Below are 21064 nucleotides of genomic sequence, written 5' to 3' on the forward strand. Positions count from 1 at the left end.
TCAATAGGAAAGTAGTCTGGGTTACATGAGTCGCAAGGTTACAGACAAAGTTGTCACCGACCGCGCCCCCCGCCACGTCCGGACGATCATCGTCGGCAGCGGGTTCGCGGGCCTGGGTATGGCCATCCGGCTGCATCAGCAGGGCCGCGACGATTTCCTCGTCCTCGAGCGCGGCAGCGATGTCGGCGGCACCTGGCGGGACAACACCTACCCCGGCGCCGCGTGCGACGTGCCCTCGCACCTGTACTCGTACTCGTTCGCGCTGAACCCCGACTGGTCGCGCTCGTTCTCCAAGCAGGGCGAGATCCAGGCCTACATCCGCGGCGTCGCCGAGAAGAACAACGTGCTCGACAAGCACCTGTTCGACTGCGACGTGCTGGGGATGCGCTGGAACGCCGAGACCGCGCGCTGGGACATCACCACCAGCAAGGGCGACTTCACCGCCGACACCGTGGTCTCCGCCGTCGGCGCCCTGTGTGAGCCGTCGCTGCCCGACATCAAGGGCATCAACGAGTTCGAGGGCGAGATCTTCCACTCGGCCCGCTGGGATCACGACGTGGAACTCGCCGGCAAGCGGGTCGCGGTGATCGGCACCGGCGCCTCGGCCATCCAGATCGTGCCCGCCATCGCGGACAAGGTCGCCCACCTCGACCTCTACCAGCGCACCGCGCCGTGGCTGCTGCCGCGCATGGACCGCCCGTACTTCCTGCCGGAACGCCTGGCGTTCAAGTACATTCCCGGCGTGCAGCGCCTGTCCCGCGCGGCCATCTACGCCGCCCGCGAGACCCAGGTCGTCGGCCTGGCCAAGTACCCCGCGCTGATGAAGATCTTCGAGACCATCTCCCGCGCCAAGCTGCTGGCCGAGGTCCGCGACCCGGTCAAGCGCGCCAAGGTCACCCCGAACTACCGCATCGGCTGCAAGCGCATGCTGATCTCGAACGAGTACTACCCGGCGATCGACCGCGACAACGTCGAGGTGATCACCGAGGGCATCACCGAGGTCAAGCCCGGTTCGATCGTCACCAAGGACGGCACCGAGCGCGAGATCGACGCCCTGATCGTGGCCACCGGCTTCCACGTCACCGACTCCCCCGCCTTCGAGACCATCGTCGGCCGGACCGGGCAGACCCTGTCCGAGCAGTTCGACGAGGTCGGCCAGCGCGGCTACAAGGGCTCGACCATCGAGAACTTCCCGAACATGTTCTTCCTGCTCGGCCCGAACGTGGGCCTGGGCCACACCTCGATGGTGTTCATGATCGAGTCGCAGATCAACTACGTCGCCGACGCCCTGGCCACCATCGACAAGCAGGGCCTGCGCACCGTGGAGGTCCGTCAGGACGCGGTCCGCGAGTACAACGCCGAACTGCAGGCGAAGATGGCCGACAGCGTCTGGATGAACGGCGGCTGTGCCAGCTGGTACCTGGACAAGCACGGCAACAACACCACGCTGTGGCCCGATTTCACCTTCCAGTTCCGTAGGCTGACCAAGAATTTCGATGTCGCTGCCTACGACACGACTTCTTCGACCGACTCCGACACCGAACTGAAAGTGGTGGCAGCACAGTGAGCAATGATGCTTACTTCACGAACAAAGTCTGTGTGATCACGGGCGCGGGCTCCGGCATCGGCCGGGCGCTGGCCGAGAACCTGGCCCGGCGCGGCGCCAAGCTGGCGCTGTCCGACATCGACGCCGAGGGCCTGGCCGAGACCGTGCGCATCGTCGAGGGCCTCGGCGCGCAGGTCAAGTCCGACCGGCTCAACGTGGCCGAGCGCGAGGCGTTCCTGGTCTACGCCGACTCGGTGAAGGCGCACTTCGGCGTCGTGCACCAGATCTACAACAACGCCGGTATCGCCTACCACGGTGACGTGGTCAAGACCGACTTCAAAGACATCGAACGCATCATGGATGTCGATTTCTGGGGCGTCGTCAACGGCACCAAGGCGTTCCTGCCGATGCTGATCGAGTCCGGCGACGGCCACGTGGTCAACGTGTCGAGCCTGTTCGGCCTGGTCACCGTGCCCGGCCAGGCGGCCTACAACTCGGCCAAGTTCGCGGTGCGCGGCTTCACCGAGGCGCTGTACCAGGAGATGAAGATCTCCAAGTCGCCGGTCAAGGTCACCTGCGTGCACCCCGGCGGCATCAAGACCGCGGTGGCCCGCAACGCCACCTACGCCGAGGGCATCGACGGCAAGAACACCGCCTCGCTGTTCGACAAGTACCTGGCGATCCACAGCCCGGAGATGGCCGCGCAGACCATCACCGAGGGTGTGCGCAAGGGTCACGCGCGCGTGCTGATCGGCTGGGAGGCCAAGGTGCTCGACGTGAGCGTGCGCTTCCTGGCCTCGGGCTACAACCGGATCTCGGCCGTGGTCAACGGCCGTTTCATGCCGCACTGACGCGACTAGGAAACGCCATGCGCGAGTTCACCATTCCGCTGCCGATCGTCCGCGCCGTGCTCGACCCGGTCTTCCGGGTGACGCTCAACGCGCGGCTGCCGGTGACGGTGCAGCGCGCTCTGCTCGACGTGGCCTCCCGGCTGCAGCTGATGCCCGACGGTTCGGTCGTGCAGCATCTGCAGCTGGGCGGCCGCCCGGCCGAGCGGGTCATCGCCGAGGCCGCGATGCCCGGTTCACGGACCGGGGCGGTCCCGCCGGAGCGCGCCGCGGGCGCGATCCTGTACCTGCACGGCGGCGGGTATGTCGTCGGCTCGCTGGCCACCCACCGCTCGTTGGTCGCGCGGCTGGCCAGGGACAGTTCCTGCGCGGTGTACTCGCTGGACTACCGGCTCGCGCCGGAACACCCGTTCCCGGCCGGCCTGGACGACGCCGAGACGGCGTTCCTCGACCTGGTCGGGAACGTGGGCTACCGGCCCGACCAGATCTGCGTGGCCGGTGACTCGGCGGGCGGCGGGCTGGCGCTGGCGCTGGCCCAGCGGCTGATCGAGCGTCACCAGATGACGCCCGCCGCGCTCGGCCTCATCGCGCCCTGGGTCGACCCCACCCAGGTGCCGAGCCGCAGCCGCGACCTGGTGATCAACCGGGCGTGGTCGCAGGCGTGCGCCGCTTACTACCTCGGCGACGGCGCCGCAACCGAAGCGGGCTACGCCCCGCTCGCCGGAAACCTGATCGGGCTGCCTCCCACCTATGTGCAGGCCGATGTGAGCGAACTGTTACACGATCAGTGCTGCCAGCTGGTTTCCGCCCTGCGTGGCGCGGGCGTGCACGTCCGCTTCACCGAAACCCGCGGCCTGTGGCATGTCGCGCAACTGCAGGCCGCGCTGGTCACCGAGGCAGCGTTGGCCCTCAGCGAACTCGCAGAATTCCTGCGAGAGGCAATCCAGCCAGTATCGATCGACGATTTACGATAAGTCCTGGTGACAGGATTTTCGGACGGCGATATCGCGGCCCGGCCGAACGTGTCGTAGATTACTGGCGAGTAGAACCCACTGGAAGGGCACTGATGCGAGAGTTCGAAGTTCCGGCTTCCTACACCATCCCGGACGATGCGAACAATTCCGACAACGTCTTCCGCTTCGCCGCGGAGACGCCGAACACGGTCTTGTTCAACGTCCCGAACGGCAGCGGCGGCTGGAACGACGTCACGGCGAAGCAGTTCGAGAAGGCCGTTATCGGCGTCGCCAAGGGCCTGATCGCCTCCGGCATCGAACTCGGCGACCGTGTCGCCATCATGGCAGCCACCCGCTACGAGTGGACGCTGCTGGACTTCGCGATCTGGGCCGCCGGTGGCGTGACCGTCGCGATCTACGACAGCTCGGCCGCCGAGCAGGCCAAGTGGATCCTGCAGGACTCCGAGACCAAGCTGCTGGTCGTCGAGAACGACAAGCACCGCGCCACGATCGAGGAGATCGAGGCCGGTTCGCTGCCCGCGCTGGCCGAGACCCTGCAGATCGACAAGGGCGCGGTCGACCAGCTCACCGAGCGTGGCGCCGACCTCGACGACGCCGTCGTGCACGAGCGTCGCAAGCAGGTCGGCGCGGCCTCGCCGGCCACCCTGATCTACACCTCGGGCACCACCGGCAAGCCCAAGGGCGTGCAGCTGACCCACGCGAACCTCTACGCGGAGTCGCGCTCGGGCGGCATCGAGCTGTCCGCCTTCGTCTCCGAGGGCCAGAAGACGCTGCTGTTCCTGCCGCTGGCGCACGTGTTCGCCCGCGCGGTCGCGCTGATCGCCTTCGACTCCAAGGTGACCATCCGGCACAGCTCGGACTGGACGACCCTGGTGGAGCAGTTCGGCGAGTTCAAGCCGGACTTCATCCTCTCGGTCCCGCGCGTGTTCGAGAAGGTCTACAACTCGGCCAAGCAGAAGGCGCACGACGGCGGCAAGGGCAAGATCTTCGACGCCGCCGCCGAGACGGCCATCGCCTACAGCGAGGCGCTCGAAAAGGGCGGCCCCGACCTGATCCTGAAGCTGAAGCACTTCGTCTTCGACAAGCTGGTCTACAGCAAGCTGCGCGCCGCGCTCGGTGGTCAGTGCCTGGCCGCCGTGTCCGGTGGCGGCCCGCTGGGCGCGCGCCTCGGTCACTTCTTCCGTGGCGTCGGCGTCACCATCTACGAGGGCTACGGCCTGACCGAGACCACCGCCGCGTTCAGCGTGAACACCCCGCAGTTCATCCGGGTCGGTTCGGTGGGTCGCCCGATCCAGGGCCACGCGGCCAAGATCGCCGAGGACGGCGAGCTGCTGCTCAAGGGCTCGGTCGTGTTCGACGGCTACTGGGGCAACCCGGAGGCCACCGCCGAGTCCTTCGAGGACGGCTGGTTCAAGACCGGTGACCTGGGCGCCATCGACGCCGACGGCTTCATCACCATCACCGGCCGCAAGAAGGAAATCCTGGTCACCGCGGGCGGCAAGAACGTCTCCCCCGCCGTGCTCGAGGACTCCCTGCGCGCGCACCCGCTGATCAGCCAGGTCATGGTGGTCGGTGACGGTCAGCCGTTCATCGGCGCCCTGATCACCCTCGACCCGGAGGCCCTGCCGGGCTGGAAGGATCGCAACGGCGTCGCCGCCGACACCGCGATCGAGACCCTGATCGAGAACCCGACGCTGGTCGCCGAGGTGCAGGCCGCGGTCGACGAGACCAACAAGAAGGTCTCCAAGGCCGAGGCGATCAAGAAGATCCGCATCCTCCCGGTCGACTGGACCCAGGAGGGTGGCGAGCTCACCCCGAAGATGTCGCTCAAGCGCGCTGTCGTCATGAAGCAGTACGCGTCCGAGGTCGACAAGATCTACAGCTGAGATACGCCGTGAAACGGCCGGTTGCCCTGGGCAACCGGCCGTTTCGCGTTTTCCTGGACGATCAGGCGAGGACGCGGGCCGAGCGTTCGCGCAGGACGCGAGTGGCGGCGAGGGCCAGCGCCAGGTCGGCGACGATTTCGAACAGTGCCGCGAACCAGGAGAAGCCGGTGACCTTCGCCCGCGGCGGGGCGGCGATGAAGCTGTCGCTGAGCGGGCCGAACCAGTCCGGGAGCAGGTGGACGACGAAGAAGCCCGCCGCGCTGGCGTAGCCGACGACGGCGGCGGCGAGCGGGGCCGACGGGTTGCGCCGGAACACCAGGTAGACGACGAGCAGAGCGGCCAGCAGTTGCAGGGTGCCCAGCGCGTTGACGAGGGCGGAGGTGACCTCCATGCCGCGGCGCATGTGGTCGGCGCCGTGGACCAGGAGGGCGACGGCGAAGACGCCGGTCGCGCGGCGGAGTGCGGTGTCGGATGGAGTGGTCTCGGGCATGGGAGCCTCCTGCCGAGGACGGATTCAGTTCTACTACACAGTGTAGTTTTCAGTCGGTGGTGCGCGCAGCTGTTTCGCCGCGCCCGACGTAGGCTCGCTGTATGGCGTTGTTGCGGGTGGTGGCCGGGATCGTCGCGGCCGCGCTGGTGCTCGGGGTGGCCGAGCTGGTCGCGGTGTTCACCGGTGCGGGCAGCGCGCCCGCCTACGCGCTCGGCGCGACGGTCGTCGACCATACCCCGGACGGGATCCGGGAGTGGGCGATCCAGACCTTCGGCACGAACGACAAAGCCGTGCTGTTCGTGTGCATGGGCGTGGTGGCGGTGGTGGTCGCCGGGCTGGCCGGCGCGCTGGAGCGGGTCGGGCGGCCGGTCGGGTCGATCGTCTTCGGGATCTTCGGGGTGGTGGCGGCCGTCGTCGGGGCGGGCCGGGTCGATGGGATCGGTGGTGCGCTGCCCGCGCTGATCGGCACCGCCGCAGGGATTCTCGCGCTGCGTGCGCTCACCCGCCGGATCGATGCGGAGGTGGCCGCCGGTGCGGCTCCGGCACGCGGCCCCGCTGCGGACAGCTCCGCCGCTGACTCAGCCGCCGACGATACCGCCGACACCGGCCCGGTCCGAGACATCCACGCCGACGTCGAGTCCGGACGCGACGCGCTCGCAGACCTCGATCCGGCGAGCACCCACGAGCCGGCAACGAGCACGGCGGCCACCGACACGGCGAGCACCGCCGGGTTACGCGGGCCGGCTCGGCCGGGCGAGCCGGAAACGAGCACGGCGGCCGCCGACACGGCGAGCACCGGCCGCCGCCGAGTCCTCGGCGGGATCGCGGCGACAGGCGTTTTCGCGATCGGTGCGGGCCTGGCCGGACGTTTGCTCGGCGGCGCCAGGACCGATGTGTCGGCCGAACGGGCGACGGTCGCACTCCCCCGCCCGGTGGCGCCGCTGCCCGCGTTGCCCGCCGAGGCCGACCTGCCGGTGCCCGGCCTCACCCCGTTTCTCACGCCCAACAGCGACTTCTACCGGATCGACACCGCGCTGGTCGTTCCCCAGCTGTCCACCGACGCGTGGGAACTGCGCATCCACGGCCTGGTCGCGCGCGAAATCCGGCTCACCTGGGACGATCTCGCGCGGCGGACCCCGGTGGAGCGGCTGGTGACGCTGGCGTGCGTGTCCAATCCGGTGAACGGCGACCTGATCGGCAATGCCCCCTGGCTCGGCTACCGCCTCGACGAACTGCTCGCCGAGGCGGGCCCGCTGCCCGAGGCCGACATGGTGCTCTCGCGCAGCACCGACGGCTGGACCGCGGGCACCCCGCTGAGCGCGCTCACCGACGGCCGCGACGCGCTGCTGGCCATCGGCATGAACGGCGAGCCGCTGCCGATTCGGCACGGGTATCCGGCGCGCCTGGTGGTGCCGGGTCTCTACGGCTACGTCTCGGCCACCAAGTGGGTCACCGAACTCGAGGTGACCCGATTCGACCGGGCCACCGCCTATTGGACCCGGCGCGGCTGGTCGGCGCTGGGCCCGATCAAGACCGGCACGCGCATCGACACCCCGCGCGGGCGCGGCCGGATTCCACCGGGCCGCACCACGATCGCCGGTGTCGCCTGGGCCCAGCATCGCGGTATCACCGGGGTGGAAGTGCAGATCGACGACGGTCCGTGGCGGGCGGCGCGGCTGTCCACCGAGGTCACCGTCGACACCTGGCGGCAATGGGTCTACGACTGGGACGCCACCTCCGGCCAGCACACCCTCCGCGCCCGCGCCCTCGACGAGACGGGGACGCCGCAGACCGCGGTCCAGCAGGATGTCGTGCCGGACGGTGCGACCGGCTATCCCACCCTCACCCTCCAGGTCGCCTGACAGCGGGAAAGGCCGGCCGCACCCGTGACCGGCATTTCCGTCACCCGGGAGCTAGAACCGCTGCGCGGCGAATTGCGCTGCGGTGATCGTCATTCCGTTGATGCCGTAGAGGGTGTGCAGGGCATTGGGCTGACCGAGCGGGGAACCGTCGCAGATGTTGTCCGCATCGATGCACAGGTCGAGGGTCTTGCCCGCGTACGCCGCACCGACCACCACGGCGGGCGCGCCCGCGTCGGCCATGAACCGGTCCGACGGTTTGCCGAACAGCACCACCGCGGCGACATGCTCGGCCACCTCGGGCGCCATCGGCGCGGGCAGATAGGACCGGTACTCCGCGGGCACACCGTCGGGCACACCGGTGCCGGTGGCGAACCCGGCCAGCGCGGCGCCCTGCGAGTAACCGCCGAGCACGATCCGGGTGGCCGGGCAGTTGGCCGCGATGTACTCGACGCGGCGCTGCGCGTCGTCGATGCCGCGCACCACGGTGTGCGCGAAGGCGAGCCGGTCGGCGAAGTCGCTGCTGGCCGGGTAGTCGACGCCGTATGCGCCGACCGAGCGGCCACCGGAGTTCACCCGCAACGCCTCGACGAAGGAGGTCCCGGTGAGCCCGAGCTCGCCGCCGGGCTCCGCGGTGCCCCGCGCGAACACCACCTCCACGTCGGAACACGGTGCCGCGATCGCGGACTGAACGGGTGATACCAGCGGAAACGCGGCTGCCAGGAGAGCTGCAGACACGAATCGCGAAAGTGAACGTGCTTTGACGCCCTCCCAGCCATGAACGGCCGGGATTCCGACTGAACCTTTCGGTTCTTCAGTGGGTTCCTGTTTCACAGGGACGTGCCTTCCGCTAGGCGGCTGGACTTACTGTCCCTCCGCAGGCGTTTAACCTCTCCGCCCGTCCGGCGGCGAGGATGTTGTGTGCTGCGTTCAGATCACGGTCGTGGACAGCTCCGCACGTGCATACCCATTCCCGAATGTGCAACGGCTTCTTCTCGCTGACCACACCACAGGCCGAACACAAGCGTGTCGACGGGAAAAACCGGTCCACCGTGGAGAAATGCCGTCCGTACCGCGCGGCCTTCTCCTCGAGCATGCGGGTGAACATACTCCATCCGGCATCGTGGACAGACTTCGCCAGCCGCGTCCGCGCCAGACCTTTCACGCACAAGTCCTCCACGAACACCGCTTGATTGTCGCGGATGATCTTTCTGGAGTGCTTGTGCGCCCAGTCCCGGCGCGTGTCGGCCACCTTCGCATGGACGCGAGCCACCTTCACCCGGGCTTTGGCCCGGTTCTTCGATCCTTTCTGCTTGCGAGACAGCGCCCGCTGAACTTTGCGCAGCCGCCGTTCGGCCTGCCGCAGAAACCTCGGCGAGACGATCTTCGTCCCATCCGAGAGCACTGCGAAAGTAGTCAACCCCAGATCAATGCCGACCTCGGACTCGACCTCCGGCAACGACCTGTCGTCCGCTTGCACCACGAACGAGGCGAAATACCGGTCTGCCGCGTCCTTGACGATCGTGACGCTCGACGGTTCCGACGGCAAGGCCCGCGACCACGCGACCTTCAGCTCGCCGATCTTGGCCAGATACAGTCGCCGATTCGATCGAAGACTGAAGCCATTGCGCGTGAACCGGATCGATTGCCGATTGTCCTTGCGGGATCGGAACTTCGGCACCGCGACCTTCGGACCTTTCCGTTTACCGGTGACCGAGGCGAAGAAGTTGCGGTAGGCCGTGTGCAGGTCGCCGAGCGCCTGCACCAGCACCACGGATGACGACTCCCCCAGCCACGCGCGTTCCGAGGTCTTCTTGGCCGCGGTGATCACCTGGGTCTGCAGCACCGAGTCCTTGACGTACGGCAATCCCGCCGCGCGGGCTTGCTGCCGCACACGCAACCCGTCGTTGTACACCACCCGTGCGCACCCGAATGCCCGGGCCAACGCAACCCGCTGGCCAGGCGTCGGGTAGAGCCGGAAGTTGTACCGGACCTGCACACTCGCAGTTTAGCCCGCCCACAGCGCAGGGCAGCAAACCGCCTGCCCGCCACGCGATGACGCCAGGGGGCAGGCGGTGGCATGGTGTTCAGGAACCCGCGTCGGCCTTGGCCAGTTCGGGGGTCGGGGTGGCGTCGGACTTTCCGTGGCCGACGAACAGGGACGAGGCGATGATGCCGATGACGAGGATGGCGGCGGGTAGCAGCATCGATTGGGCCAGCGAGGTGCTGAACTCGTCGAGGATGTGCGGTGGGAGGGGGCCGGTGGCGGCGCCCTCGCCGACGGGACCGCCGCCGCCGAGCCCGTTGGCGGTGAGGCGGGCGGCGATCAGCGCGCTGATGGCGGCGCTGCCGAGGACCGAGCCGACCTGCCGGGTGGTGTTGTACACACCGGCACCGGCGCCGGCCTGCGCGATCGGCAGGTTGTGCGTGGCAGTCGACGCCAGCGGCGCCCAGATGCAGGCATTGGCCAGACCCGCGACGGCCGCGGCGAGCATGAACAGCGGGATCGACGAATCCGGCGTCATCAGCTCGGCGAAGGCGAACACCGAACCGGCGAACAGGGTGAAGCCGACGGTCGGCACCAGCCGCGGCGGCAGGCGGTCGGCGAACTTGCCGACGAACGGCGCCGCGAAACCGGTGAGGATCGCCATCGGCGCGAACACCAGCGCGGACTCGGTCGGCGACATCTCCCGCACGGCCTGCAGGTAGAAGTACGAGGGCACCGTCATCGCGGTGATCGCCGCGCCCATCGCCGCGATCGCCATGTTCGACAGCGAGAAGTTGCGGTCGCGGAACAGGCTCAGCGGCACCAGCGGTTCGCCCTTGTTGCGGGCCTGGTTGACCACGAACGCGATCAGCATGAGCACACCGAACCCGATCAGCAGCCAGATGCGCAGCGACCAGTCGTTGGCGTTGCCCTCCTGGATACCGAACACCAGCGCGGTCATGCCGATACCGCTGAGCGCGACGCCGACGAGATCGAACTTGTGGTCGTTGGTGGGCAGCGCGGGCACCAGCCACACGGCCAGCGCGAAGGCGATGATGCCGACGGGCACGTTGACGAAGAAGATCCACTCCCAGCCCAGGCTGTCGACCAGCACGCCGCCCAGGATCGGGCCGACCAGCGTGGCCAGCCCGGCGACACCGCCCCACAGGCCCATCGCCGCGCCGCGCCGGTCCGGCGGGAAGGTACGGGTGATCACGGCCATGGTCTGCGGGGTCATCAGCGCGGCGCCGATGCCCTGCGCGGCGCGGGCGGCGATCAGCATGCCGATGCTGCCGGACAGACCGCACCACAGCGACGCGCCGGTGAAGAGGGCCAGGCCGATCAGATAGATGTTCTTGGGCCCGTACTTGTCACCGAGCCTGCCGGTCACCAGCAGCGGCACCGCGTAGGTGAGCAGGTAGGCGCTGGTCACCCAGATGACATTGGAGATATCGCTGTTCAGGTCCGTCATGATCGCGGGATTGGCGACCGCGACGATCGTCATGTCGAGCAGGATCATGAAGAACCCGACCACCAGCGCGAACAGCGCCAGCCACGGATTACGTTCGGTGGTCATCGAATTCCTATCGGCTACGGGCGGCGTCGGCCGCCCACCTCGGTCGGGGCACGGCATCGGGGTCGTCCCCGAGCGGCGGTTCGGTGGTGGGCGGATCGGGTTCGATCCGGTCGCCGGTGACCGGGTCGAACTGTTCCCACGCGACGCCACCACCGGCCAGTTCGGCGGTGAAGTCCTGGATCCAGGCCAGATCGGCCCGCGTCGTGGCTCGCATGTACTCCAGGACGAAGAAGTAGCGGCGCGGAATATCGTGCCCGCGCGCCCATTCCAGCATCGCCTCGAGATCGGCGAGCGCCGCGGCGAGGTGATCGGTACGTTCCCCGAGCAGCGCGATCACCTGGTCCAGCGGCAGCGCGTGCGCCTCGGCGAGTGCCACCCGGAAGATGGGGAACTCCTGCACCGGCGTGCGCAGCAGGTCGGCGATGCGGCCGCGCAACGCGGCGCGGCCGGTCTCGGTGATGCGGTAGGTGGTGCGTTCGGGCCGGTTGCCCTCGCGCTCGGTCCCCTCCGCCCGGACCATCTCGTCGACGGCGAGCCGGGCCACCGCGTGATACAGCGAGCCCGGCCGCACCTTGATCAGCAGGTCCTCGCGACGCGAGATCAGCAGCTGATACATCTCGTAGGGATGCATGGGCCGCTCGTCGAGCAGGGCGAGCACCGCGATCGCCAACGGTGTCATCGCATTCCGCCCTGGCTGACCCACGGCCGCACCTCCACTCCCGCGCCGACACGGGACCACTTCCGCACCAAATATTCCAGTAGGAATATACGGCCCGGAACATAGCCCCGGCAACACTCGGCGCGGACCCCCGCTGTGATCGCCGGCACCATCAGGGCCCAACGTTCGCGCCGTCACAAATTTTGAAGTTCGGATTCCGATTCCGGTTGAATCATCGCGTCTGAGAGATATTCGAACGAAATATTTGGGGGGAACAATGACTCGTCGCCATGCCTCGAGAAGGTTCAGCCGGGCACTCGTCCTGGGCGCGCTGCCGGTGGTCATCGCCGTGAGCGGTGCGGACATCGCCTCGGCGGCGCCCGTCGCACCGGTGGTCTCGAACGTCGAGCGCACCACGACCTACGACGGCCACACCATCACCTTCGTCGACGACCGGACGATGACCATCGACGGGCACACCGTCACCGTCGACGACCAGCACGTCGTGCGGGTCGATGACCGTCCGGTGTCGTTCCGCACCGTCGCGACGCCCGCCGAGGCGGTCATGACGATCGACGCGCCGCTCGCCACGCCCGACAAGGTGGGCACCGGGGCCCTGGTCGGCGCCGGGGTCGGCGCCGCGGCCGCCGGGATTCCGGCCGCCGTCGTCGGCGCGGTGCCGGGCGCGGTCGTCGGTGGCGTCATCGGCGCGGGCGCGGGCTTCCTGATCGGCATCGGTACGGTCGCGGCCGGCGTCCTGATCGGCGCGATGGTCGGCTGTGTGACCACGGGCTGCCTGATCGACGTGCCGATCTTCCTCGCCGGGCTGGCCGCCGAGGCCGTGATCGCGGCGCCGTCCATCGCCGTCGGCGCGGTCCTGGGTGTCGCGATCGGCGCCGCCATCGGCGCGGGCATCGCGGGAATTCCCGCGGCGGGCATCGGCGCGCTCGTCGGGGCGGGCATCGGCGCGGGCGCGGTGACGCTCAACCCGCAGCTGGTGCCCTGACCGCACCGCCCGACTAAAGGAACCCGTCCCGGAACGCGATGCGCCGGGGCGGGTTTCGTCGTCGGTGGGCCCGCCCCGGCGAGCGGGCGGGCCCGTCACGCCAGGTGTCGGCGAGCGGCCTAGAGGCCGTGTTCGTCGAGCCAGCGGCGGGCGGCGGTGGCGGGGTCGGTGCCGGACTCGACCTGGGCGACGAGGTCGAGCAGGCCCTCGGTGGTGAGCTCGCCCGCGACGTAGTTGAGCTTCTTCAGCTCGATGCGGTCGAACTGGCCGGAGCGGTACAGGGCGAGCAGGTTCTGGGCGCGCACGGCGTATTTCGGGTCGTCCAAGACGACCAGGTCCGCGGCGTCGGCGGGCGGGCCGTCGACGATGCCGACCTGGATCTCGCCGTTTCGCAGCGCTTGGCGCAGCGCGGCCAGATCCGGATAGCGGGTGGTGGTGGCGAAGGCGCAGCCGTTCGGCGCGGTGGCGGTGCCGTCGAGACCGGGCAGGTCGACGGCGCCCGCGGTGAACTCGGCGCAGCGCGAGGTGAGCGCGGCGACGGTGCCGAGGTTCTCGCGAGCCGCGAACTCCGGGGTGACCAGCATTCGGGAGCGCAGGTCGGTGCCGTCGGCGGGGTCGGACACCGACAGGCCCGCCGGGAGCGCGGCATTGACGGCGGCCACCACGTCCTCGGGCGTGCGCGCGGACGCGGCCGGGTGCCAGCGGTCGAGCAACGCGCCGGAACGGGCGGGCAGCACCGTGATCCGGCCCGCGTCGAGATCGGCCGCCGGGTCGGCCGCGTCGGCGACCACGGTGGTCGCGACGCCGGCGCGGGCCAGCGCCTGCGCGTAGACCTGCGCGAGCACAATCGATTCCGCCGAGGAATCCGCGCCCACCGCGACGGCGGTTCCCGGCTCGTCACCGGCACAGGAAACCGCACCGAACGCGCAGGTGACGACCAGTAGCGCGGTCGCTGCCCGGCGCACCGCTCGCGACACCATCCGGCGACACCAACTTCCCGTATTTGCGGTCAACCCACGCAATTCGGCGCGACGCGGGCAGTATGAACACCCAGAATGTACCTGCGGCCCCCGGGACGCATGCACAGCGCACTGCCCGCCTTTGCCGGAAGGACACCAGTGAAAACCGCGTTCTCCTCCTCTTCGCACGGACAACGCCGGCCGGCTCGCCGGTTCGCCGTCCGCGCGGGCCGGGTGCTGGCAGCCGCTGTCGCACTGGCCGCCGCCATGATCGTGTCCGCCTGCGGCAACTCCGACCCACTGGCAGCCAAAGGCGATTGCGCCAGCGACGCGCTGATCATCGGCTCGGCCAATTTCCCCGAATCCGAGACCGTCGCCAACATCTACACCGAGGTCCTGCGGATCAACGGTTTCAAGGTCGACACGAAGTTCAACATCGGCAGCCGCGAGGCCTACATTCCGGCCTTACGCCAGTGCGCCATCTCGCTGATCCCGGAATACACCGGCAACCTGCTGCAATACCTGGACAAGAACGCCACCGCCACCGCCGAACCCGAGGTGAACGCCGCGCTGACGGCGGCGCTGGGCACCGAGCTGGCCATCGCGACACCGGCTCCCGGCCAGGATTCCGACGCCGTCGTGGTGACCCGCGCGACCGCCGACAAATGGAAGCTGACCAGCATCGCCGATCTGGCCCCGCACTCGGCCGAGGTGAAATTCGGCGCCCCCGCGGAATTCGCCCAGCGGCCCGGCGGTCTGCCCGGATTGAAGAAGAACTACGGCCTCGACATCGCCGGCGACGCATTCGTGCCCATCGCCGACGGCGGCGGCCCGGCGACGGTGCGCGCGCTGGTCGACGGACAGGTCACCGCGGCCGATATCTTCACCACCTCCCCCGCGATCGCGCAGAACAACCTGGTGGTCCTCGCCGATCCGAAGAGCAATTTCGCGGCCCAGAACGTGGTGCCGCTGTTCAATGCCGCCAAGAAGACCGACAAAGCGGTGGCGGTGCTCGACGCCGTCTCGGCCAAACTCACCACCACCGAGCTGATCTCGCTCAATACCGCCGTGTCCGGGGACAGCAAGATCGAACCGAAGGCCGCCGCGCTGGCCTGGATCACCGCGCAGGGACTAGATTCCCCGATCGGCTAGGAGTCCCGTTGTCCGACATCGTATTCCGCGGAATCGAGAAAACCTATCCGAACGGTACCCGGGCGGTGCGCGACCTGAATCTGACGATCGAATCGGGCTCGTTCACCGTGTTCGTCGGACCGTCGGGGTGCGGGAAGACCACCTCGATGCGGATGATCAACCGGATGGTGAGTCCCAGCGCGGGCACCATCACGGTGGGCGGCCGCGACATCGCCGGCGTGGACCCGGTGCGGCTGCGCCTCGGCATCGGCTATGTGATCCAGAGCGGCGGGCTGCTGCCCAACCGCACCGTGATCGACAATGTGGCGACGGTGCCGATGCTGCTGGGCGAGTCCCGCAAGGCCGCCCGCGCCGCCGCGCTGACCGTCCTCGACCGGGTCGGCCTGGATCGTGGGCTGGCCGACCGGTATCCGGCGCAGCTGTCGGGCGGTCAGCAGCAGCGGGTGGGCGTGGCGCGGGCGCTGGCCGCCGACCCGCCGGTGCTGCTGATGGACGAGCCGTTCAGTGCCGTCGACCCGGTGGTGCGGGCCGAACTGCAGGTCGAGATGCGGCGGCTGCAAGCCGAACTGCACAAGACCATCGTGTTCGTCACCCACGACATCGACGAGGCGATCACCCTCGGCGACAAGCTCGCGGTGTTCGGCCGGGGCGGGGTGCTGCAGCAGTACGACACGCCGGAGCGGGTGCTGGCCCAGCCCGCGACCGACTTCGTCGCGGGGTTCGTCGGCCGCGATCGTGGCTACCGGGCGCTGTCGTTCCGCAGCGCCGGGTCCCTCGCGCTGACGCCGATCCGGACCGTCACGGCCGACGAGGTGGCCGGGTCACGACTGGCCCAGGGCGAGTGGGCGCTGGTGGTCGACGCCGACGGCCGACCGGGCGGCTGGGTGGACGCCACCGGCGTGGAGGCGGTCCGGGCCGGGAAAGCGCTGTCCGACAGCGTGTCCGCGGGCGGTTCGCTGTTCACGCCGGACGGCGACCTGCGTCAGGCACTCGACGCCGCCATCTCCTCGCCGTCGGGCATCGGCGTCGCCGTCGACGACTCCGGCGCCGTGCGCGGCGGGCTGCCGGCCACCGAGGTGCTCGCCCAGCTCGCCGAACAGCGCGGCGCCGAGGACGCCGAGCGCAACCGGGAGTACTTCGGCCAGGACCGCTCGTGAGGTATCTGATCGACAACTTCGCCGAGGTCATGGCGATCACCCGCACCCATCTGGTGCTGGCGCTGGTCCCGTTGCTGCTCGGCCTGGTGATCGCGGTTCCGGTCGGCGCCGCCGTGCGCGGGCGCGGCTGGGCCAGACGGATCCTGACGACCGGGTCGAGCCTGGCCTACACGATCCCGTCGCTGGCGCTGTTCGTGATCATCCCGCCGCTGATCGGCATCTCGGCCATCGATCCGCTGAACGTGATCATCGCGCTCACCGTGTACTCCACCGCGCTGCTGCTCATCGCGGTGCCGACCGCGCTGGACACCGTGCCCGCCGACGTCGTCGACGCCGCCGACGCGATCGGCTTCGGCCGCCTGCGGCGCACGCTCACCGTCGACCTGCCGCTGGCGCTGCCGGTGTTCGTGTCGTCGCTGCGGGTGGTGGTGGTGACCAATATCGCGATGGTGTCGGTGGGCGCGCTGATCGGCGTCGGCGGGCTCGGCAAGCTGTTCACCCAGGGGTATCAGCGCGACTATCCGGGCCAGATCGTGGCGGGCATCATCGTCACGCTCGTCCTCGCGCTGATCTTCGACCGGCTGGTGTTCCTGCTCGGCAGGCTCGCGACCCCGTGGACCCGAGCGGACACGCGCGGGCGGCGGACGGCGGGGGCGGCGGCATGAATCTGTTCGTCGACGCCTGGCAGTACCTGAGCGACGGCGCCAACTGGGGCGGCCCGGCCGGGATCGAAACCCGTGTGCTGCAACATCTCTGGTACAGCTTCCTGGCCGTCGCGCTGTCGGCGGTGATCGCGGTGCCGGTGGGCCTGGTGATCGGGCACACCCGGCGGGGCAGCGCCGCGCTGGTCGGTTTCGCCAATGCCATGCGGGCCCTGCCGACACTGGGCCTGCTCACCTTCCTGGTGCTGCTGCTCGGCCTCGGGCTGATCCCGCCGCTGCTGGCGCTGATCACCGTCGGCGTGCCGCCGCTGCTCGCGGGCGCCTACGCGGGCATCGCGAACGTGTCCGCCGATGTCGTCGACGCCTCCCGCGCGATGGGGATGACCGAGCCGCAGGTCCTGTTCCGGGCGGAGCTGCCGAACGCCCTGCCGGTACTGCTGAGCGGGCTGCGCGCCGCCACGCTGCAGGTGGTGGCCACCGCGACCATCGCCGCCTACGTCAACCTCGGCGGCCTCGGCCGCTACATCTTCGACGGGATCGGTCTGTATCGCTACGACCTGGTCCTGGTGGGCGCGCTGCTCGTGGCGGTGCTGGCGCTGGTGCTGGACGCGCTGCTGGCGGCGGCGGTGTGGGCGAGCGCGCCGGGCACCGGGCGACTGGCACGCGGGACCGTCGTCGGCGCCGACGTATCGCGGGTCGCGGAGTAGTCCGGGCCGATCGGCGCGAGTCAGCGGGTATCCGGGGTCTGCGATCGCCCGCTTGTGGACGACTCGCCCCGGCTGTTCATCGGCGCACCTCGGTCGCGGTCAGTCGTCGCCGAGCAGTGCGCGCAGGTGGGGATCCGCCGCCAGCACCTGCTGCAGGCGGGCGCGCTCCTGGACGCGGTGGGCGCGCGCCTGCAGCCACTCCTGCACGGCCGTCACGACCGCCGCGTTCACCGACAGGCCGTCGGCCTCGGCCGCGCCGGCGAGCTGGGCGTACACCTCGTCGGGGAGCTGCGCGGAGAAGGTCGTCATCCCCCGATGATCCCAGACAACGCGACAGCGCCCCGTTCCGGGGAACGGGGCGCAGTCGGTACGGCGGTGCGGACTAGGCGACGCCCTCGGCGCGCGCGGCCTCGGCCACGGCCTCGGCGACGGCGGGCGCCACGCGCGGGTCCAGCGGGCTCGGGATGATCCGGTCCACCGACAGCTCACCGGCCACGACGCCGAAGATGGCGTCGGCGGCGGCGACCTTCATGCCCTCGGTGATCCGGCGCGCGCCCGCGTCCAGCGCACCCTTGAACACGCCGGGGAAGGCGAGCACGTTGTTGATCTGGTTCGGGAAGTCGCTGCGGCCGGTCGCCACGATGGCGGCGTACTTGGCGGCCACCTCGGGGTGGATCTCCGGGTCCGGGTTCGACATGGCGAACACGATCGACTCCGGCGCCATCGAGGCGATGAGCTCCTCGGGGATGGTGCCCGCGGACAGACCGAGGAACACGTCGGCCCCGGCCAGCGCCTCGGCGGCACCACCGGTGAGACCGCGCGGGTTGCTGCGGGCGGCCAGGTCGGCCTTCACGCCGTTGAGGCCGTCCCGACCGGCGCTGACGATGCCCTTCGAGTCGAGCACGACCACGTCGGGCACACCGGCGGCGAGCAGGATGTTGGCGCAGGCCACACCGGCCGCGCCGGCACCGGAGACGACGACCTTCAGCGCCGACATGTCCCGGCCCTGCTGCGCGGCGGCGCCCTTGAGCGCGGCCAGCACCACGATGGCGGTGCCGTGCTGGTCGTCGTGCATGACGGGGCAGTCCAGGGCCTCGATCACGCGCTGCTCGATCTCGAAGCAGCGCGGCGCCGAGATGTCCTCGAGATTGACCGCGCCGAAGCTCGGGCGCAGCCGGATCAGGGTCTCGACGATCTCGTCCGGGTCGGTGGTGTCGAGCACCAGCGGGATCGAGTTCAGGCCGGCGAACTTCTTGAACAGCGCGGCCTTGCCCTCCATGACCGGCAGCGAGGCGCGCGGGCCGATGTCGCCGAGGCCGAGCACGGCGGTGCCGTCGCTGACCACGACCACCAGACGCTCGGTCCAGGTGTAGGTCTTGGTGAGCGCCGCGTCCTCGGCGATCGCGCGACTGACCTGCGCGACACCCGGGGTGTAGGCGATGGACAGATCGCGCTGGGTCTCGAGCGGGGCACTGAGCTCGACCGACAACTTGCCACCGAGGTGGCCCGCGAAGATCTCGTCTTGGGTGATGGCAGCGAGGCTCGCTGCGTCATCGGCCTGGGGCGCCGCGGTGGCATTCGGTGCGTCAGTCACAGGTGACACGATTTCACTCCTGCTCGAGTCGGACTCAACCGGGGGACGGTTACCGCCGGGTATATCGGGATTACGGAATTTCATGACGCTCATGGGGTGCGCAGCCGTCGGGGAACACCGGGAAAACGGTCTCCTGGCGCGGCACTGATCCGGCGAGCGGAGCCGGACGGGTGGTCCGGGCGGACGAACGGGTCGACCCTCGGCCGCGACGGTGCGTCGCGAGGCGATAGGTCACCAAGGTCCCCGAACCCGGCGGTGGCAAGGGCAGGGAATCCGCAATATTCTGCCAGCCGGGCCGACCGCTTGCCAAACCGGTTCCGTCTGTCACCGGGCAACGCGTCATAGGTCGAGCGTATCCGTGGCGAATTGCCATGGCGTTAGAGAAAACTCGCAGCTGACGGGGAACAACCGGTGAACAATCACACCGTGGCGGGTCGCCCTGCGGTGAGCTGTTCGCCGTGCGCGGCGGGCACGGTGTCGCGGCGGACCCAGATCTCGTCCAGCCCACCACATCGCTGCCGCACCCGCCAACCCGCCACCGCGTCCGGGTGGTCGATGCGCCGGTGGATGCCCCGCGTCTCGGCCCGCACGAGCGCGCTGTAGCCGGCCCAGCGGGCGACCGCGAGCAGGGCCGCGGCCTGCCTGGCCCGCACCCGTTCGGCGCCGATCCCGCCCAGCTCGAACTGTGCGCCCGGCCACATCGCGTCCAATTCGGCGATGCTGTCACCCAGGCTGCCCGCGCTGCGCCGGTAGCTGCGCCGCAGCGGCAGGGTGTGCTCCTGCACCAACCCGATCACCGAGCGCGGATCGATGTGCGCGTGCGGACCCAGTCCCGCGCCGAGCACCGGTCGCGCGTCGGCCGAGCGGTCGGCGCCGACCGCGAACGCGGCGGCGCCCTCGCCCGCCCAGGTGCCCGAGGCCACCGCCCAGGCACCGGCCAGTCCGCCGGTGACCCCGGCCGCGCCTGCCACGACCTCGCGGCCCGCGGCCGAGCCCGCGCAATACAGCCCGGGCAGCGTGGTCGCGCAGTCGGTGCCGGCCAGGGCGAGTCCGCCCGCGCCGAGGACGGTGCCTTCCAGGACCGCGCGCACCGGCACCCGCCCGGCCTGGTCGACCGCGCCGTGCCTGCTCAGCCAGTGCCGGACGGTGTCGGGCACCTCGTGCAGGGCGGCGAAGACCCGCCTGCCGTCCGCGAGCGCGGCCAGCGCGGACGGGTAGCGACCGGCCAGCTCGCTGCCCGCCTCGTCGTAGAGCGCGGCGAAGTGCACCGAGAGCCCGGGCGCGACCGCCGGATTCGGATGCACCCGCGCCAGCACCGGCGCCAGGCCGTACGCGCTGGAGAACTCCATCCCGGACAGTTCGGCGCCCGCCTCCACCGCCATGAGCAGGCCCTCACCGGTGTTCACCTCGGTGCCCGCGCCGCCGGAGAGGAAGGCACAGCCGCCGGTCGCGACGACCACCGCGCCCGCGCGCACGGTCCACGGCCGGAACTTGTTGTGCCGCTGCGCCCCGGCCGCGCCGACCACGGCACCCGCCGGGTCGACGAGCAGGTGCAGCGCCGGATGGTGATCGAGGATGCGCACGCCGGCTTCCAGCGCGCCGCGGCGCAGCCTGCGCAGATAGCTCGCGCCGTCGAGCAGCACGGCCGCGGCTTCCTCGCCCGCCGGGACCGGCGCGCGGTGCCGGGTCCCCGACCAGCTCTGCAACCTGCGGTGGGTCTCGTCGGCGACCCGGTGCAGCCAGGCTGTGTCACCGAGCCCGCCGCCGCGAGCCAGCGTCGCGACCACGGCTTCGGCCCGGTCCCGGCCCGGCGCGAGATCCCACAGCGCGGTGCTGCCGTAGACGGTGGAACCGCTGGACCCGCAGCGGTTCTTGTCCACCAGGACGACGCGCGCACCGGCGGCCGCGGCCGAGACGGCGGCCCAGAGCCCGGCGGGCCCGCCGCCGAGGATCAGAACATCCGTCTCGATGTTGCTCACAAGGTCAAATATTCGGGCACAGTT

General features: G+C 70.0%; 19 protein-coding genes. 10 read left to right on the forward strand and 9 right to left on the reverse strand.

The window, feature by feature from the left end; all coding sequences use genetic code 11:
* Positions 1 to 25 precede the first annotated feature (25 nt).
* From EL493_RS29795 to EL493_RS29810, 4 genes are all read left to right on the forward strand, one after another.
* Positions 26 to 1567, forward strand: a complete 1542-nt coding sequence (locus tag EL493_RS29795; RefSeq protein ID WP_022566329.1) for a flavin-containing monooxygenase — start codon at positions 26 to 28, stop codon at positions 1565 to 1567.
* Positions 1564 to 2397: an SDR family NAD(P)-dependent oxidoreductase gene (locus EL493_RS29800; protein ID WP_019048847.1), complete on the forward strand. Its 834-nt coding sequence runs from the start codon at positions 1564 to 1566 to the stop codon at positions 2395 to 2397. The genes EL493_RS29795 and EL493_RS29800 overlap by 4 nt, the downstream gene beginning before the upstream one ends.
* Before the next feature lie 17 nt (positions 2398 to 2414).
* Positions 2415 to 3368 carry an alpha/beta hydrolase gene (locus EL493_RS29805; RefSeq protein WP_019048848.1) on the forward strand — a complete coding sequence of 318 codons (954 nt, stop codon included), beginning with the start codon at positions 2415 to 2417 and terminating at the stop codon, positions 3366 to 3368.
* Positions 3369 to 3460: 92 nt separating this feature from the next.
* Positions 3461 to 5254 (forward strand): AMP-dependent synthetase/ligase, encoded by a 1794-nt coding sequence (locus tag EL493_RS29810; RefSeq protein WP_019048849.1) that lies wholly within the window; start codon positions 3461 to 3463, stop codon positions 5252 to 5254.
* 61 nt (positions 5255 to 5315) lie between these two features.
* Here the strand turns inward: EL493_RS29810 and EL493_RS29815 are convergent, their stop codons facing one another.
* Positions 5316 to 5744, reverse strand: coding sequence for a hypothetical protein (locus EL493_RS29815; RefSeq protein ID WP_019048850.1), 429 nt, complete (start codon positions 5742 to 5744; stop codon positions 5316 to 5318).
* A gap of 101 nt (positions 5745 to 5845) precedes the next feature.
* Here EL493_RS29815 and EL493_RS29820 point away from each other — a divergent pair, with 101 nt between their 5' ends.
* Positions 5846 to 7606, forward strand: coding sequence for a molybdopterin-dependent oxidoreductase (locus EL493_RS29820; RefSeq protein WP_019048851.1), 1761 nt, complete (start codon positions 5846 to 5848; stop codon positions 7604 to 7606).
* A gap of 51 nt (positions 7607 to 7657) precedes the next feature.
* Here EL493_RS29820 and EL493_RS29825 read toward each other — a convergent pair whose 3' ends face one another.
* From EL493_RS29825 to EL493_RS29840, 4 genes are all read right to left on the reverse strand, one after another.
* Positions 7658 to 8341: a cutinase family protein gene (locus tag EL493_RS29825; RefSeq protein ID WP_036835028.1), complete on the reverse strand. Its 684-nt coding sequence runs from the start codon at positions 8339 to 8341 to the stop codon at positions 7658 to 7660.
* A gap of 112 nt (positions 8342 to 8453) precedes the next feature.
* Positions 8454 to 9602, reverse strand: coding sequence for an RNA-guided endonuclease InsQ/TnpB family protein (locus tag EL493_RS29830; RefSeq protein WP_022566331.1), 1149 nt, complete (start codon positions 9600 to 9602; stop codon positions 8454 to 8456).
* 88 nt (positions 9603 to 9690) lie between these two features.
* A complete protein-coding gene (locus tag EL493_RS29835; RefSeq protein WP_019048854.1) occupies positions 9691 to 11166 on the reverse strand; it encodes a DHA2 family efflux MFS transporter permease subunit in 1476 nt (491 codons plus the stop codon).
* Between the two features lie 7 nt (positions 11167 to 11173).
* Positions 11174 to 11845 carry a PadR family transcriptional regulator gene (locus EL493_RS29840; RefSeq protein ID WP_019048855.1) on the reverse strand — a complete coding sequence of 224 codons (672 nt, stop codon included), beginning with the start codon at positions 11843 to 11845 and terminating at the stop codon, positions 11174 to 11176.
* A gap of 256 nt (positions 11846 to 12101) precedes the next feature.
* Here EL493_RS29840 and EL493_RS29845 point away from each other — a divergent pair, with 256 nt between their 5' ends.
* Positions 12102 to 12830, forward strand: a complete 729-nt coding sequence (locus EL493_RS29845; RefSeq protein WP_022566333.1) for a hypothetical protein — start codon at positions 12102 to 12104, stop codon at positions 12828 to 12830.
* 119 nt (positions 12831 to 12949) lie between these two features.
* Here the strand turns inward: EL493_RS29845 and EL493_RS29850 are convergent, their stop codons facing one another.
* Positions 12950 to 13810 (reverse strand): glycine betaine ABC transporter substrate-binding protein, encoded by an 861-nt coding sequence (locus tag EL493_RS29850; protein WP_019048857.1) that lies wholly within the window; start codon positions 13808 to 13810, stop codon positions 12950 to 12952.
* Between the two features lie 246 nt (positions 13811 to 14056).
* Here EL493_RS29850 and EL493_RS29855 point away from each other — a divergent pair, with 246 nt between their 5' ends.
* The 4 genes from EL493_RS29855 to EL493_RS29870 are packed head-to-tail and all read left to right on the forward strand — an operon-like array spanning position 14057 to position 17467.
* The gene (locus tag EL493_RS29855; RefSeq protein ID WP_126406591.1) at positions 14057 to 14941 is read left to right on the forward strand and encodes an ABC transporter substrate-binding protein; all 885 of its coding nucleotides are present in this window, start codon (positions 14057 to 14059) and stop codon (positions 14939 to 14941) included.
* 8 nt (positions 14942 to 14949) lie between these two features.
* Complete coding sequence (locus tag EL493_RS29860; RefSeq protein ID WP_019048859.1) at positions 14950 to 16098, forward strand: ABC transporter ATP-binding protein; 1149 nt, start codon at positions 14950 to 14952, stop codon at positions 16096 to 16098.
* Positions 16095 to 16763, forward strand: coding sequence for an ABC transporter permease (locus EL493_RS29865; protein WP_019048860.1), 669 nt, complete (start codon positions 16095 to 16097; stop codon positions 16761 to 16763). The genes EL493_RS29860 and EL493_RS29865 overlap by 4 nt, the downstream gene beginning before the upstream one ends.
* Complete coding sequence (locus tag EL493_RS29870; protein WP_030200931.1) at positions 16760 to 17467, forward strand: ABC transporter permease; 708 nt, start codon at positions 16760 to 16762, stop codon at positions 17465 to 17467. The genes EL493_RS29865 and EL493_RS29870 overlap by 4 nt, the downstream gene beginning before the upstream one ends.
* A 99-nt stretch (positions 17468 to 17566) precedes the next feature.
* Here EL493_RS29870 and EL493_RS29875 read toward each other — a convergent pair whose 3' ends face one another.
* From EL493_RS29875 to EL493_RS33670, 3 genes are all read right to left on the reverse strand, one after another.
* Positions 17567 to 17776: a hypothetical protein gene (locus tag EL493_RS29875; protein ID WP_019048862.1), complete on the reverse strand. Its 210-nt coding sequence runs from the start codon at positions 17774 to 17776 to the stop codon at positions 17567 to 17569.
* 73 nt (positions 17777 to 17849) lie between these two features.
* Positions 17850 to 19070, reverse strand: coding sequence for an NAD(P)-dependent malic enzyme (locus tag EL493_RS29880; RefSeq protein ID WP_030200934.1), 1221 nt, complete (start codon positions 19068 to 19070; stop codon positions 17850 to 17852).
* A gap of 410 nt (positions 19071 to 19480) precedes the next feature.
* Positions 19481 to 21040: an FAD-dependent oxidoreductase gene (locus tag EL493_RS33670; protein WP_019048864.1), complete on the reverse strand. Its 1560-nt coding sequence runs from the start codon at positions 21038 to 21040 to the stop codon at positions 19481 to 19483.
* Positions 21041 to 21064: the final 24 nt, after the last annotated feature.

Origin of the sequence: Nocardia asteroides (assembly GCF_900637185.1) — a bacterium.
GTDB lineage: Bacteria > Actinomycetota > Actinomycetes > Mycobacteriales > Mycobacteriaceae > Nocardia > Nocardia asteroides.